Annotated in this window: 13 protein-coding genes and 1 rRNA gene; 9 read left to right on the plus strand and 5 right to left on the minus strand. The window is 65.4% G+C overall.

What is annotated here, in order from left to right:
- Positions 1-21: 21 nt before the first annotated feature.
- Both proS and DES52_RS17410 read right to left on the minus strand, forming a co-directional pair.
- Positions 22-1,485 (minus strand): proline--tRNA ligase, encoded by a 1,464-nt coding sequence (gene proS / locus DES52_RS17405; RefSeq protein WP_110888100.1) that lies wholly within the window; start codon positions 1,483-1,485, stop codon positions 22-24.
- Positions 1,486-1,563: 78 nt separating this feature from the next.
- Positions 1,564-2,508: a hypothetical protein gene (locus tag DES52_RS17410; RefSeq protein ID WP_110888101.1), complete on the minus strand. Its 945-nt coding sequence runs from the start codon at positions 2,506-2,508 to the stop codon at positions 1,564-1,566.
- Between the two features lie 100 nt (positions 2,509-2,608).
- Between DES52_RS17410 and DES52_RS17415 the strand changes: the two genes are divergently transcribed.
- Positions 2,609-4,549, plus strand: coding sequence for an alpha-amylase family protein (locus DES52_RS17415; protein ID WP_110888102.1), 1,941 nt, complete (start codon positions 2,609-2,611; stop codon positions 4,547-4,549).
- An 8-nt stretch (positions 4,550-4,557) separates the two neighbouring features.
- Here the strand turns inward: DES52_RS17415 and DES52_RS17420 are convergent, their stop codons facing one another.
- Positions 4,558-5,103 (minus strand): hypothetical protein, encoded by a 546-nt coding sequence (locus DES52_RS17420; RefSeq protein ID WP_110888103.1) that lies wholly within the window; start codon positions 5,101-5,103, stop codon positions 4,558-4,560.
- Positions 5,104-5,218: 115 nt separating this feature from the next.
- Here DES52_RS17420 and fni point away from each other — a divergent pair, with 115 nt between their 5' ends.
- The 8 genes from fni (at position 5,219) to DES52_RS17460 (ending at position 14,510) form a co-directional block, all read left to right on the plus strand.
- Complete coding sequence (fni, locus tag DES52_RS17425; RefSeq protein WP_245901102.1) at positions 5,219-6,253, plus strand: type 2 isopentenyl-diphosphate Delta-isomerase; 1,035 nt, start codon at positions 5,219-5,221, stop codon at positions 6,251-6,253.
- A gap of 135 nt (positions 6,254-6,388) precedes the next feature.
- Positions 6,389-7,507, plus strand: coding sequence for a Gfo/Idh/MocA family protein (locus DES52_RS17430; protein ID WP_170131111.1), 1,119 nt, complete (start codon positions 6,389-6,391; stop codon positions 7,505-7,507).
- Positions 7,508-7,917: 410 nt separating this feature from the next.
- Positions 7,918-8,100 (plus strand): Sec-independent protein translocase subunit TatA/TatB, encoded by a 183-nt coding sequence (locus tag DES52_RS17435; protein ID WP_110888106.1) that lies wholly within the window; start codon positions 7,918-7,920, stop codon positions 8,098-8,100.
- Between the two features lie 58 nt (positions 8,101-8,158).
- Entirely contained in the window at positions 8,159-9,019 is an 861-nt protein-coding gene (locus tag DES52_RS17440) for an intradiol ring-cleavage dioxygenase (protein WP_110888107.1), read from the plus strand.
- A gap of 497 nt (positions 9,020-9,516) precedes the next feature.
- Positions 9,517-10,905 (plus strand): RtcB family protein, encoded by a 1,389-nt coding sequence (locus DES52_RS17445; protein WP_110888108.1) that lies wholly within the window; start codon positions 9,517-9,519, stop codon positions 10,903-10,905.
- A 130-nt stretch (positions 10,906-11,035) separates the two neighbouring features.
- Positions 11,036-12,451 carry a DUF2171 domain-containing protein gene (locus DES52_RS17450; protein WP_110888109.1) on the plus strand — a complete coding sequence of 472 codons (1,416 nt, stop codon included), beginning with the start codon at positions 11,036-11,038 and terminating at the stop codon, positions 12,449-12,451.
- A gap of 206 nt (positions 12,452-12,657) precedes the next feature.
- A complete protein-coding gene (locus DES52_RS17455; protein WP_110888110.1) occupies positions 12,658-13,326 on the plus strand; it encodes an SRPBCC family protein in 669 nt (222 codons plus the stop codon).
- An 80-nt stretch (positions 13,327-13,406) separates the two neighbouring features.
- Entirely contained in the window at positions 13,407-14,510 is a 1,104-nt protein-coding gene (locus DES52_RS17460) for a M20 family metallopeptidase (protein WP_170131112.1), read from the plus strand.
- Here the strand turns inward: DES52_RS17460 and DES52_RS17465 are convergent.
- Positions 14,498-15,094 carry a nucleoside deaminase gene (locus tag DES52_RS17465; protein WP_110888112.1) on the minus strand — a complete coding sequence of 199 codons (597 nt, stop codon included), beginning with the start codon at positions 15,092-15,094 and terminating at the stop codon, positions 14,498-14,500. The genes DES52_RS17460 and DES52_RS17465 overlap by 13 nt on opposite strands.
- A gap of 167 nt (positions 15,095-15,261) precedes the next feature.
- Positions 15,262-15,350 (minus strand): 16S ribosomal RNA (locus DES52_RS17470); the annotation flags it as partial.

The following is a 15,350-nucleotide window of genomic DNA, read 5'->3' on the forward strand; positions in this document are numbered from 1 at the left end:
TGGCAGAGGGTGAGGAAGGTGTCAGTACTGACGCCCGAAAATCACGCGCTTGCCGTACGCGCTCGGCTTCCCGGTGTGCACGCACACGCCTTCTTCGGGCTCTCCGAACAACTCGTCGTCCATCGGCACGTTGCGCGTTTTCGCCTTCGTCTCCTCGGCGATCTGCTTTTCGCTTTCGGGATCGCCGCAATGAAAGGCGCGCACCCACTTGCCCGCTTCGATGGCGGCCTTGAAGTCGTCGTAGGTATCGACGGTGACGGTATTTTCCTCGAGGAAGTCGAGGGCGCGGTCGTACAACGCCTGCTGAATGCGCTCCAGCCTCGCTTGCATGTGCGCGACGACGTCCGCGCGGGACACGGTCTCCTTGGCGTCCGAGTCTCGGTCTTTCACGACGACGACGCTCGCCTCTAGGTCGCGCGGCCCGAGTTCGATGCGCACGGGCACGCCCTTGAGCTCCCAATCGTTGTACTTGAAGCCGTTCGAGACGCCTTCGCGCTTGTCGACCCGCACGCGGTGACCGGCACTGGCGAGTTCGGCGGCGAGTTCGTCGGCGGCGGCGTACATCGCCTCGGTGTTGTCCTTGCGGGTGATGGGCACGATGACGACTTGAACGGGCGCGATGCGCGGGGGAAGGCGCAGGCCCTTGTCGTCTCCGTGCGTCATGATGATCGCGCCGATGATGCGGCTCGAGATCGCCCACGACGTCGTGTGAACGTAGTGCTCCTTCTGGTCGCGTCCTTGGAACTTGACTTCGAAGGCCTTCGCGAAGTTCTGCCCGAGGTAGTGGCTGGTGCCGCTTTGCAGGGCTTTGCCGTCGCGCATCATGCCCTCGATGGAGTACGTCTCCACGGCGCCCGCGAAGCGTTCGGAGTCCGTCTTGCGACCGCGGATGACGGGCAAGGCGAGGACGTCGCGCGAGTAGCGGTGGTAGAGGTCGAGTTGCTGCAGCACCTCGGCGCGCGCTTCTCCCTCGTTTTCGTGGGCCGTGTGGCCTTCTTGCCAGTAGAACTCGGCGGTACGAAGAAACAGCTTCGTGCGAAGTTCCGCGCGGAAGACGGCGCCCGCTTGGTAGTGCAAGAAGGGCAGGTCGCGGTACGAGTTGAGCCACTGCGCCCACATGTGCCCGATGATCGTCTCGGAGGTGGGCCGCATCACGTAGGGTTCCTCGAGGACTTCCGTGCCGATCTTCGTGACGGTGAACAGCTCGGGCGCGAAGCCTTCGACGTGGTCGGCTTCCTTCGTGATGAAGTTCATGGGAATGAGCGTCGGAAAGAGCAGTCCCTCGTGGCCGGTGGCGCGGAAGGCGTCCTCCATGTCGCGGTTGATGCGTTCCCAAACGGCGTAGCCGTAAGGTTTGACGACCATGCAGCCGCGCACGGGGCTGTAGTCGGCGAGGTCCGCCTTGATGACGACCTGGTTGTACCACTCGTTGAAGTCCTCGCTTTGCAAGGGCACACCGTATTGAGCTGCTTTCGCGTCCGTCATGCAGCAGAGTCTATCAAGGGGAACTCGGCCTCAGCCATTTGGCGGGCGTCGCCCGTGCAAGCGGCGCGCGAGCTCGCATCAACGACCGAAGCTTTCGAGTCGGACGTCGAAGCGGCCCGGCTGAATCGCTTCGGACGTCATCGACAGGCGGCCTTGCAAGTCGCGCTCTTGAAAGCGGACGTCGAAGCTCGCGACGACCTCGCCGTTCGATCGGACTTCTCGTCCGGTGAGGCGCCACCCGGCCTTACGAAGCTCCTCGACGTAATGATCGAAGACGTGCTCGGCGGAGCCCGAGGTGAAGATCGTCGCGGTGTCCTTGGCGAAATCGGTCGAGGCGCGCGAGCCTGTTTCGCGCACGCGGGCGTCCGGAGGGGGAGCGAGGCGTGGCAAGGACCCGTTCGCGAAGGGAGTTCGTCGTCCGCCGGGCGGCGCGGAGTTGGAGGCACCGTCGTTCGCGAGCGGAGGGCGCGCGAGGCTGCTCGAAAGGAGGGCGAGCGACGTGGAGGTGGAAAGCTCGCGGTCCATGGAGAGGGTCACGCTCGTCGTTCCGTGATGTTCCGAGGAGAAGTAGCTGAGATGGCGCTCGCCCTTGAGGTACGTCGTGACCGGGACGCCGCGAACGGAGCCGGACGTGAAGGCGTTTCGGCTCGACGCGACGACCGCCGAGTCCTTGTCTTGCCAACCTGTCTGGCGCAAGGCGGCAGTCATGACCGCTTCGACGTGCGCCGCGCGGGCGGTCGTGACGAGGTGGCTCTGGATGTAGGGACCGTAAGCGTTGCTCGGCGCTCCTTGCACGACGCTGCCGATGACGCGAAGGTTCGGCAGCGTCTTGAGGCTCGCCCCGAAGTCGCGCTCGATTTCGGCGGGCAGGGCTCCGGGCATGAACTGCGCGGCGTCGGAAATGCCGAGGGCGCGTTGCAAAAGCTCGCGTTCTTGCGGCGTGGCCTGTTCGAGCAGTTGGGCTTGCGTAGTGCCTAAAGCGAGCATCGCGAGGAGCGCAAGGGCGTTCGAGGTTCGCTTCATATCTTCTCAACTTACGGACTTGGACGCGTGTTCGTTGCCGAACCATCCTCCGTGAAGACTTCGTGGAGATTCGGCGCTCGGCCTCGAGGAACCTCGTATCATGAAACGCGTGCTGAGCGCCTCTGTCCTCAATGCCATTCGTGACGCCTTTCCCGATGACGACCGCGAGCTGGAAGCGTTTCAACTGCGATACGAGCGCTACGCGGGCCAGCTTTTCGACGGCGTGCGAGCCGTGTACCCCGACGCCGAGGACTTGGAGGAGCGCTTGCTCGAAGTCCTGCTGCACGCCTGGCACGAGCGGCCCGCCGATCTCAAACGCCTCGACTCGCAGCGCCTGCTCTCCCCCGACTGGCTTCAAACGCCCGACGTGATCGGGTACGTGGCGTACGCGGATCGCTTCGCGGACACGCTCGCCGGGGTGCTGGAAAAGGTGGAGTACATCGAGGAACTCGGAGCGCGCTACTTCCACCTCATGCCTCTTCTCAAGCCGCGCCGCGCGCCGAACGACGGCGGGTACGCCGTGCAGGACTACCGCTCGGTGCGCGAGGACCTCGGGTCGATGCACGATCTTTCGCGGCTCGCCAAGCGCTTGAGGCGCAGCAACATCAGCTTATGCTTGGACCTCGTGCTCAACCACGTGGCGCGCGAGCACGAATGGGCCGAGCGAGCGAGGCGAGGCGAGGCCAAGTACCAGCGCTACTTTCACATGTTCGCCGACCGCACTTTGCCCGACCAGTACGAACGGACGCTGCCCGAAGTCTTCCCGGACTTCGCGCCCGGCAACTTCACCTTCGACGACGAGAGCGGCCAGTGGGTCTGGACGACCTTCAACAGCTACCAGTGGGATCTCGACTGGAGCAATCCCGACGTGTTCTTGGAATTCGCCGACCTCATCCTCTTTCTCGCCAACCGGGGCGTCGAGGTCTTCCGACTCGACGCCATCGCGTTCATTTGGAAGCGAATGGGCACGGACTGCCAAAACCAGCCGGAAGTTCACGCCATCACGCAAGCACTTCGCGCGGTAACGCGCATCGTCGCTCCGGCCGTGGCGTTCAAGGCCGAGGCGATCGTGGCGCCTCAGCAATTGCTGTTCTACCTCGGGCGAGGCGCGCACCACGGCAAAGTCAGCGATCTCGCGTATCACAACTCCCTGATGGTCCAAATCTGGTCGTCGCTCGCCAGCAGAGACATACGCTTGTTCGAAGCGGCGCTGAAAGCCTTTCCGCCGAAACCGACCAACACGACGTGGGGAATGTACGTACGCTGCCACGACGATATCGGTTGGGCGATCTCAGACGAGGACGCGGCGAAGGTCGGCGTGACGGGCGAAGGGCACCGCCGATTCCTGTCGGACTTTTACAGCAGCGAGTTCCCCGGAAGTTTCGCGCGCGGTCTCGTGTTTCAGCACAATCCTCGCACGGGCGACCGACGCATCAGCGGGTCGGGCGCGAGCCTCGCGGGCCTCGAGATCGCGCTGGAGCGCGGCGACGAGCACGAAGTCCACCTCGCGCTGGAGCGCCTCATGCTCGCACACGCGATCGTGCTGGGGTTCGGTGGAGTTCCCCTCTTGTACATGGGCGACGAGCTCGCCATGCTCAACGACTACGGCTATGTCGATGTTCCCGAGCACGCCGAGGACAACCGCTGGGTGCACCGTCCGCACATGGACTGGGCGCGGGCCGAGCTTCGCCATGACGAGACGACGATCGCCGGTCGGATGTACCAAGGTCTGAAGCGCCTCATCGAGGCACGCCGAAACACGCCGCACTTTCACGCGGCGGTCGAAAGCCGCGTCATCGACTCGCCCAATCCGCACGTCTTGATGCTCGAACGCGTCCACCCGCTCGGGACGCTCGTCGCAACGTACAACTTCAGCGAGCACGCGCAAGCGCTCCCGTCTTGGCCGTTGCACGCGCGAGGCCTTTCGGACGCGCTCGACCGCATCACGCGTGAGCGGCGGGTGCTGGGCGAGACGCTGGTGTTACCGCCGTACGGCCGAGCGTGGCTGACGCCTTTCGAGGACGCCAGCACCCGCTGGTGAAAAGACGATCAGTTGCCCGTCGTGGTGTTCGACGTGTCCGTGTCGTTCGAGTCGGGCGCGGACGCGTCGGTGCTGAGATCGTCTTGAGGATCGACTTTCTCGTCGGCGGTGTTGTTGCCGCTCGGCTCGCGGAAAATCGAGTCGGTCATGGGGTTACCGACTCCGCCTTCCTCGTTCACGACGTTGCCGCTGCCCGACGAATCGGTCGACGTCTTGTCGTTGCCGCCCGTGGCGCTGCCGTTCATGTCCGTTCCGGTCGTCTCGGCGTTCGTGTCGGAGCTCGAAGAGTTCGACGAGGTGTCGCCCGAGTCGGACGACGAATCGACGTCCGCGTCGCTGTTCTGCCCGGTTCCGTCGTCTTGTGACGCATCGGGCGAGCCGAGGGTGTCTTGTCCGGACGCGTCGGGATTGTTGCCGTTGTTCGCGGGATCGACGACCGTTTTGGCCGAGCCGTCCTCGGCCGTTCCCTTGTTGCTGTCGGTGGGTGAGCAGGCGACCGCTCCGAGCGACAAAATCGCCGTGAGCAGCAGCGGCAGATGGGTACGTTTGGGCATGATGTCCTCCTGCCTCGCAAGGTACGCCGAGGCGTCGCGAGGCTCGACAAAAGCGCGTGAAGGTCGCACCGCGTGCTTCTTCGGGCGAGCTTGAGCAAACGCCCAGTTTGAGCGCGTGTTAGGCTGGCGTGATTTGAGCGAGGACATCACGCGGCGCAAACTGCGGCATATCGACGCCTGCCTCGGTGACGACGTGCTGTACACCTCCAAGACGACCGGCTTCGAGACGGTTCCTTGGCCGTACCGCGCGCTGCCCGAGCTGAACCTCGGCGACGTCGACCTTTCCACGACCTTTCTCGGCAAACGGCTCGCCGCGCCCCTCTTGATCGGCGCGATGACGGGCGGCGCCGAGAAGGCGGGCCTCATCAATCGTCACCTCGCCATCGCCGCGCAGGCACTCGGCATCGGCATGATGCTGGGCTCGCAACGCGTGATGCTGGAAAACGAGCGGGCCACCGCGACCTTCGCCGTACGCTCCGTCGCGCCCGACATTCTGCTCATCGGCAACCTCGGGGCGGCGCAGCTTCTCAAGGGATACGGCGAGGAGCACGTGACGCGCGCCATCGAACTCGTTGGCGCGGACGCCCTCGCGTTGCACGCCAATCCGCTGCAAGAAGCGCTGCAACCATCCGGTGACACGAATTGGCGAGGCATCACGGCGCGCTTCGCGAGCGTCGTGCCTAGCGTTCCTTACCCGCTGATGCTCAAGGAAGTCGGTCACGGCTTGTCCGGCCGCGTCGCGAGAAGCGTCGCGCACGTCGGCTTCGCGGCGATCGACGTGGCGGGCGCGGGCGGCACGAGTTGGGCGAAAGTCGAAGAAGTCGTGCGCTTCGGTCGTGTCCTCAACCCCGACCTCACCGAGATCGGCGTGCCGACCGTGACGGCCCTGCGAGAAGTGCGCGCCAACCTTCCCGGCATGCCTCTCGTGGCGTCGGGCGGCGTGCGAAGCGGGCTGGACGTCGCGAAAGCCTTGTCGCTCGGAGCGTCGGTCGCGGCGATCGCGCGTCCCCTGCTCGCGCCCGCCCTGCGCGGTCCAGAAGCGGTCGTGGACGTCCTGTCCGAAGTCATCGACGCGTTACGCGCCGCCTTGTTTGTCGCGGGCGCGGCGAAGGTGGGCGACGCGCGAGGCCTCGGGGACGAAGCGGACTGAAAAGTCTCTGCTTCCATGAGAATCCTGTCCAATCGAAGGCTGTTCAGAGGAGGCGACTCGTCTTACAATGCTGTCATATCGGGGCTGAGCCGAAACCGATGGGGAAGTCGATTCGTTCGGCGTACGGGAGGACGGATGAGAAGCGCGCCACAACGACCGACGACGGCCACGAGCGCTCGGGGCGCCGCTCGCGACGCGTCCAAGCCGCTACGCCTCGTGCAAGTCGGCGGCGGCGACGAACGCCGCGAGTGGCTGCGCCAATCGCACCATGACGTGCACTGGGTGGGCCGCGTCGCCCCCGAGGAAAGTGACGCGGCCCTCGAGGGCGTCGCCGACTTGCCGCCCCGCTTCGATTCTCTCGAAGACGCCCTCGCGAACGTGAAGGCGGACGGCGTCCTCGTGACGTCGGAGCCAAGTCGACGCGCGACGGACGTGCGAGAAGCGCTCGATGCCGGCTTGCACGTCCTCGTGGAAAAACCCTTCGCGAGAACGATCGACGAGGCGCACGAGCTCGTTCACGTCGCTCGCGCCCGCACGTTGATCTTGGCCGTCAATCAGTACTACCGCTTCGCGCCCGCGCCGAGGTTGGCGTCGCGGCTCGTGCGTGACGCTAGCCTCGGCGCGGTCGGGGCGGTGCACGTCACGTTTCGCAGCGACCGTGGCCGCTCACTCGCCCCGGGGCAGGAAGCGACGCTCGCACCGCATCCGTTGCTGTTCGACATGGCCGCGCACCACTTCGACCTCATGTGCCTCGTCTTGGGCCGCAGCCCGCTCGAAGTGGCTTGCCGTGTCTGGAATCCGTCTTGGAGCCCCTACCTGGAAGCTGCCAACGCGTCGGCGTCCGTGCTGTTCGAAGGGGGCACGGTCGTGACGTACGAGGGCACGCTCGTGACGTCCGCGCCCCCCACGGCGCTCGGCGGCGAGTGGCGCTTGGAATGCGAGTTCGGCGAGGTGTACTTCACGAGCCGCGGAGATCGCTCTCGAGGCAGCGCGGACCGCCTCATCGTGCGCTCTATCGGCGGCCGAGCGCGCATCGTGCCGTTGCCGCGCCTCACCCACGCGGACCGAGCGGGCGTGCTCGCAGGATTCACGAATGCCGTGCGCGGCGGCGCAGAAGCGGAAACGTCGGCGACGAACAACTTCGCCAGCCTCGCGTTGTGTCTGGGCGCCGCCCATTCGGCCGCGACGGGTACGAGCGTGGTGCTGTCGGATTTCGTGGGACGTACGAACCCGCGAAACAGCGAAGCCCGTTAAACGCCGAGGTTCAGCTTCCCTGGGAAGCTGAACCTCGGCTCGAATATGCGTGTGCGCGCCGCGCCGCGTCCCGCAGTCCTGCACCACGCCTGGCTCCCTTGCGCACGGCTTGGACCCAACGGCCTTTGAGGTCGGCGATACCACGTGACGCAGCACGCTCTTCGGCTTGCCGCGCGTACGCACGATCTTAACAACCTCCTCGAATCCTTTGAAGAACTTCCTGCCAAACTCCACGCAGTGACAACAAGCTTCGAGGAGCCCGGCGAAACGAATCGAACACCCCTCGCGCTTCACGACCGACCGAGCGGCATTTCACTCGCCCGCGACAACGTCGCGAGCGGGTACGTCGCGCCTCCGCTGTCAGCCTCACTCGCTGAACCCATCCTCGATCTCTCGCACAGGAGCGCCCCATGAACTTCGGACCTATGGAAATCATCGTCATCGTGGTCGTCGCCCTCGTCATCTTCGGCCCGAAGAAGCTACCCGAACTTGGCAAGAGCCTCGGGCAGGGGATTCGCGAGTTTCGTCGCGGTACGCGCGAACTCAAGCAGGACCTCGACCTGACCGCTTCGAGCGATCCCGACAAGGCTTGACGATTTTCGCCGCCACGTTCGCTCGCCTCTCACCATCGATCCCCCAAGGAGCTTCACCATGACCGACCGTCCCATCATCCTGCCGTACCCTGACGACGAGCACGATCAACTCGACGACTTCAACGACCTCGGCTTGAAGGCCGATCTGAACATGCTTTCGCGCGCCGTCGTCGATCGTCGCCGCGTTCTCTCGCTGGGCATGGCGGGCATTGCCACGCTCGTCGCGGGCAGCATGGGCCTGTCGCGCGCCGCCGCCCTCGCGCAGAACGCCGCGAGTTGCGTACCCGCCACACCTTCCGAGACCGCCGGACCGTATCCCGCCGATGGAAGTCGCGCGTCCGGCCAAAGCACCAACGTCCTCACGCGCAGCGGCATCGTTCGCAGCGACTTGCACACGAGCCTCGGTACGAAGAACAAAGCGGCCGGCGTACCCCTCACCCTCAAGATGACCCTCGTGGACGTCAACAAGAGTTGCGCGCCCCTCGCCGGGTACGCGGTCTACGCGTGGCACTGCACGGCGGACGGGCAGTACAGCATGTATACCTCCGACGTCATCGGCGAGGACTATCTGCGCGGCGTGCAAGCGACCGGCAAGGACGGCACGCTGACGTTCACGACGATCTTCCCGGGCTGCTACGCGGGTCGCTGGCCGCACGTTCACTTCGAGGTGTTCCCGACCGTCGCGTCCGCCACGGCGGCGCGCAGCCAAGTGCTGACCTCGCAGATCGCGTTGCCCGAAACGACGTGCCGCGCCGTGTACGCGACGCCCGCGTACGGCGAGAGCTCGCGAAACCTCACGGGGACGTCGCTGGAGCGCGACATGGTATTCCGTGACGGGTACGCGTCGCAGATGGCGAAAGTCACAGGCGACGCCAGCAAAGGCTACATCGCCACCATCACCGTCGGATTGGCGCGCTGAGCGCAAGCGATACCTACGGGCCGGACGACCAAGCGCTCGCGTTGCCCGACATCTCGGGGCAAGCGTGACGCTGCGTGCGGCTCGCCCTTTCGAAGGTGCCCGTACCGTTCGTACTCGGTACGGGCACCATGCGTTGGCCGGAGGGACGTTCGCGTACTTGGCGGTGTTGCCCTCGGCAGTGCGGTTCCTGCTGGACTTCTTGTGCCCGTGAACCCGAGGTGGACGAGTTTGGACGCGCAGGGGTGACGCCCCTGGCGACATTCGGGCTCGACGAGTGGTGGCGCCGGTAATTTTGGTGGTGACCCCGATGACGGAACCGCGGAGCTGGGCGCGGACGAGCGTCCTGCTTTGCCGACCTTCCTCGTGGAGCCGTGCAAAGCGCTGGGGCTTCCATGCGGTAGGCGCAATCGCCCAGTCTTCCTTCGCCATTCCCCCATTCCGCACGCATCCCGCACCGGGCATGCTGAAGGAGCGCCCTACGGCGCAGGAAGGCCACCATGAACGGAAACGACATCACCGCCCTGGGTTTCAGGGGCAAGGCCATCGGCCTCGCCCTCGACGCCGCCCGTGAACGCGCGAAAACGGGCGTGACCAACCGCGACGTCCTCACCGAGCTCGCGCACGTTCAGCATCATCCCGAGAGCTTCACCGACGATCCCGACTACGCCGCGCTCGCCCGCGAACTCCTCGGGCAACTGGCGAAAGTGCCCGACGCCTTGCGCGACCGGCCCCTCGCCTACCGCCAGTGGGGTGAAGACCTCATCGAAGAGGGTGCTCGCGCGCAGATGGACACGGCGATGCGCTTGCCGGTAAGCGTGGCGGGCGCGTTGATGCCCGACGCGCACTTCGGCTACGGTCTGCCCATCGGCGGAGTCCTCGCCACCGACAACGCCGTCATTCCTTATGGAGTCGGCGTCGACATCGGGTGCTCGATGAAATTGAGCGTGCTGCCCATCGAGCAGCTCTCCCGCGAGGAGGAGGCGCGCCTGCTGCGCCGCAACACGCGCTTCGGCGCGGGCGGCTCGTGGGAGCGTAAGGTCAGACCCGACCACGACGTCCTCGACGAGGACACCTGGGACGAGTTTCCGCTGCTGCGACAACTGCGAGACAAAGCCGCCGAGCAGATCGGCACCTCGGGCTCCGGCAACCACTTCGTGGAGTTCGGCACGCTCACCATTGACCGGCCCGACCTGGGCCTCGAACCGGGTGAGTACGTCGCGTTGCTCTCGCATTCGGGCTCGCGCGGCTTCGGCGCGCAAGTCGCCGGGCACTACACCCGGGTCGCGCAGAACCTTCACCCGAAGCTCGATCCGGAGGCGCGCAAGCTTGCTTGGCTCGACTTGGACCGCGAGGAAGGCGAGGCGTACTGGACTGCGATGGAGCTCGCCGGACGGTACGCACTCGCCAACCACGAGGTCATTCATCAGCGAATCGCGCAGACGCTCAAGGTCACGCCGCTCGTGACGGTCAGCAACAGCCACAACCTCGCGTGGAAGCAGCGGTTTTCCGACGGACGAGAAGTCGTCGTGCACCGCAAGGGCGCGACGCCCGCCGCACACGGCCAGCTTGGCATCATTCCCGGCAGTATGGCCGATCCGGGCTTCGTGGTGCGCGGGCGCGGCAACCCGGCGGCCTTGGAGAGCGCTTCGCACGGTGCGGGCCGTCAAATGGGCCGCAAGCAAGCCGAGCGGGAACTCGATCGCGCGGCCGTCACACGCTACTTGGAAGAGCGCGGAGTGACGCTGCTTGGCGGTGGGGTGGACGAAGCGCCGCAAGCGTACAAGCGCATCGAGGAGGTTATCGCCCGCCAAGCGGACCTCGTGGACGTCGTCGCGAAGTTCACGCCGAGGGTCGTGCGAATGGACACGGGCAAGGAAGACATCTGAGCTCTTCTCCTTTTCTTCACTTCTAAGCGCACCTCAACATCCCGGCGAGGTGCGCTAACGCTTGTCAAGACAAGTGGGCCGAAGATGAGGCAGCGAGAAGCAGGGCTTTTCGCGGAAATCGGAGGACGCCATGAACTCAGAGAACATCCGCGAGCACATGATGGTTCACGCCAAGGGCGATGGACAGATGATGGGCGCCAAGGGCGTGCACGTCGGGACCGTCGACAAGGTCGAAGGCAGCTTTATCAAGTTGACGAGGAACGACTCGCCCGACGGCCAGCATCACTACATTCCGATGACTTGGGTGGAGAGCGTGGACGACAAGGCCGTGTACCTCTCGAAGAGCGAGCAGGACGTGCGCCGCGAGTGGACGACGGACATGCAAGGCGGCATGAGCGCGGACGGTTCCACGAACGACGGCGCGATTTCCGACGAGGAGCGCATGGACCGCGCGGCCCAAGCGGGCAACTACGGCGCGTTCGGCCAGGGCGAGCATCGGCAGGCAACGACGCGTGAGGAAGCCGAGGCGGCCTTCTCCGGCATGACGGGAAGCGGCGACGCTCAGCAAGGCATGCAAAGTGGAATGTCGGGCATGCAAGGCACGATGATGTCGACGTCCGGCGCGATGGGCGCTTCGGACATGGGCGGTGCGACGGGCATCGAGCATATCGGTACGGCGGGCATGGGGCGCGACGCGGACATGAGCGGCATGGCGGCGGGCAGTGGCGGCGCGATGCTCGGGTCCATGGCGAGCGGCTCGGAAGGTGCGGGCCTGTCGACGTCGAGCATGAGCTCGATGGGCAGTACGGACGCGGACACGACCGGGATGGGCTTGGGCGCGGGCGGCTCGATGGGCGGCCCGAGCTTGGGCGGCGCGGGCATGGCGACGAGCGGCACGGGCCAGATGGGCATGTCGGGCATGCAAGACCGCGGCATGGGCGCCATGAGCGACATGGACAGCCTCACGAGCAGTGGTGGCCCGCGCATGAGCGACGACGAGATCGCCACGACGGGCGCGTCGTCTCCGATGGGCGACGCGAGCACGAGCGGAATGCTGTCGAGCGGCACGGGACGCATGGACGACGGCGACCGTCAAATTGGCGGAATGACCGACTCGTACGCGAGCGGCTTCGACAACAACTCCACCGACCGCTCCATGATGAGCGGCGCGGGCGGCATGGGAGGACGCATGGACGACCGGAATTCGGCGACGGGCATGAGCGGCAACAGCTCCATGACGAACGAAGGCGGCGTGGTCGGGCAAGGACGCGACAGCGCGGACCTCGCCAACGGCGGCGACGTGCAAGGGATGGACGCGTACGACAACTCGTACAGCGGCGGCTCGGCGGCCATGCCGCGTGCGGGCGGCAGCGCGGCGCAACCGAGCGACACCATGAACACGAACCTCGATGCGGCCTTGCTGGGAAGCGACTTCGACCGTGACAGCATGGGAATGGGCGTGGACGGCACCACGCCGAGCGACACGACGTCGTCGAACACCAGCGATTCGACACGCTCCACGGACTCGTCTCGCAACGACCGCTAATCTTCACGAAGCCGAGGGGCCGTTCGGTCCCCCGGCTTAACCTTTGTTGAGGAGACGGTCACCTCGCTCGCGTTCCCTCAGGCCTAGACTCGAGCCATTCTGGCCCTACTTCTCATGAGTGCGGTAGCATCATGAGAGCGGGAACCGCGAGGCGCGGAACCACGTACGTTTCATCGGTGGCTTGATTTTTTTGGAGGAGGCATTTCATGGATACCAACGTCAGCAACAACGAACGGCTCATCTCGGCGCTTGGCGGTGGCGTGCTCGCCTTGCTGGGCTTGCGGCGCGGCGGTCTCGGCGGCATCGTGCTCGCGGCGGCGGGTAGTTACCTCATCTTCCGTGGCGCGACGGGACACGATCCCGCGTATCAAGCGGCGGGCATGAACACCGCGACGGCGACGAGCGCCACCAACAAGCCGATCTTCGTCGAGCACAGCATCGTTGTGGACAAGCCCGCTCAGGAAGTCTACGGGTACTGGCGCAAGCTCGAGAACTTGCCCAAGATCATGAGCCACTTGGAAAACGTCACGGAGCTCGACGAGCGCCGTTCGCGTTGGGTCGCCAAGGCGCCTCTTGGCACGCACGTCGAGTGGGAAGCCGAGATTGTGAACGACAAGCCGGGCGAGCGCATCGGTTGGCACTCCTTGCCGGGCGCGACGGTCGACAACGCGGGCAGCGTGCAGTTCGAGAGCTTGCCGGGCGGCAGCACGCGCGTGCACGTCGCGCTGTCGTACCGCCCGCCGGCCGGTCAGCTCGGCGCAGCCGTCGCGAAGCTTTTCGGTGAGGAACCCAGCGTGCAGATCGCGGACGATTTGCAGAACTTCAAGAAGACCTTCGAAAGCGGTCAAGCGCAAGCGATCGCCAGCGGCAACTGATCTAGAGCCCCAAGGGACGGCCAGCGCGAACGCTGGCCGTCCTTTCACGTCTCCAGGGCAAAGCTGGTACCGTGCCTCTCGTGCCTCAAGACGCGATTTCCTTCCTGCAAGACCTCATCCGCATTCACGCCTTGTCCACGGGCGAGCACGACATCGCCGCGCGTGTTCTCGACGAGTGGCGCGTCCTCGCGTTCGACGACGTTCGGCTCGACGAGGTCGGCAACACCCTCGGCCTCGTGAAGGGCCGCGAGGAGGGTCCCGCGTGGCTGTTGCTCACCCACCTCGATCACGTGCACGAGGGGGACGAGTCCTTGTGGCCCCACCCGCCGTACGAGGGCGTCTTGCACGACGAGCGCGTCTACGGGCGCGGCGCCGTCGACATCAAAGGGCCGCTCGCCGCGCAGACATACGCGCTCGCGTCCCTGCTTCGAAATGGCAAGCGGCCTCGCCGTGACGTGTGGATCGCCGCCGTCGTCGAAGAGGAGATCGGCGGTCGCGGCGCGTCGCACCTCGTCGCGAATGCACCCGCGCCCATCGGCGGTGTGATCGTTGGCGAGCCTTCCGGCAATCGCTTGATGTTGGGGCACCGCGGGGTCGCTCACGTGCGCGTGCGTCTCGCAGGTCGGGCGCACCACGCGAGCTTGTCGCTGCCCGACAATCCCCTGTTCGCGCTCGGCGAGTTGCTGCGTCGAGTGCAGGCCGTGCAACTTCCCACACACCCTGTCGTCGGTCGTTCCACCCTCACGCCAACGCAAGTCACGACCGATTCCGGAAGCGAGAACCTCACGCCGAACACGGCGACGGTCGTGCTCGATTGGCGTCCGAGCGAAACCGAAGAGCAGATGCGCGCCACGCTCGCCGAGTTGCTCGACGGTCTGCCCGCCGAGGGCGAGGTACCGCCGATGTGGTCGACGCAGAACACGCCTGGCTTCGCGACGCCGCCATCTCACCCGCTCGTCGCGACGGTTCTTCCGTACGCGCAGCCGCTCATGCTGGGCGAAGCCCCTGGCATCTGGTCGTTCGCGACGGATGGCCGCTACACCGCTGAAGCTGGATGGCCCACGGTCGGATGGGGACCCGGCGACGAAAAGCTCGCGCACACCGTACGCGAGTCGATCGGTGTGCGCGAGCTTGAAGACCACGTGGAGGCACTTTCACGCCTGCTGTTCGATCAAGCTCCTTGAGCGTCCTTCAGCTGGATTTGTAAGGGTTGTACGTCCTCGCGGTCCACGTACTCGGCGGCGTAAGGATAGCGCTCGTGCCACGCCGCCCATCCTTCTTCGGGGTAAGCACGGCGCGCTTCGGGCGCGAAGAGTTCGACGGCTTCGCGCTCCAAGTCCTCGAACGGACGAGGAATCACCTCGATCTTTTCGAACGCCGGATGCTCGTTCCAGCGAATCAGGCGTCCCGAGCCGCCCCACGGGTCGTCGCAGGCCCACAAAATGCGGCCCACTCCGACCATGCCGCTCGCTCCGCCGCACATGAGGCAAGGTTCGAGCGACGTGTACAGCGTGTACTCCTCGGCGTTCTCGAGGCGCCCGAGCTGAAAGTAGATGTCCATCTCGGCGTGCGCGAAGCTCGCGTCGCCGATGTGTCGCTCTTGAACGTCCCAAGCCTCTTTCACTCGGTTGCGTCCTCGCGCGAGCACTCGGCCTTGCCCGTCGACGAGCACCGCCCCGACAGGCGACGAGCCGTGCTGGGGCGATTCTCTCGCCAAGTTGAGGGCTTCTTTTAAATATTGGTAGTCGTACGGGCGCAACTCTGGCATATCGTCACGCTACGCAGGGTCGAACTCGTCAGCGCGAGAATCGGCTCAAGGCGACTTGGGGCTTCCCATGGCGCTTACAGTGAGGATTCGAATACAAAAGCATGTCCCCCAGCGTTGGCTGGGGGACAGTGGATGTGTGTTGCAAGGTGGGTGAGGAAGCGCTTTAGAAAGGAGGTGATCCAACCGCACCTTCCGGTACAGTTACCTTGTTACGACTTCACCCCAGTCATCGCTCACAGCCTAGACGCCTGCCTTT

It is taken from the genome of Deinococcus yavapaiensis KR-236 (assembly GCF_003217515.1).
Classification (GTDB): Bacteria; Deinococcota; Deinococci; order Deinococcales; family Deinococcaceae; genus Deinococcus_A; species Deinococcus_A yavapaiensis.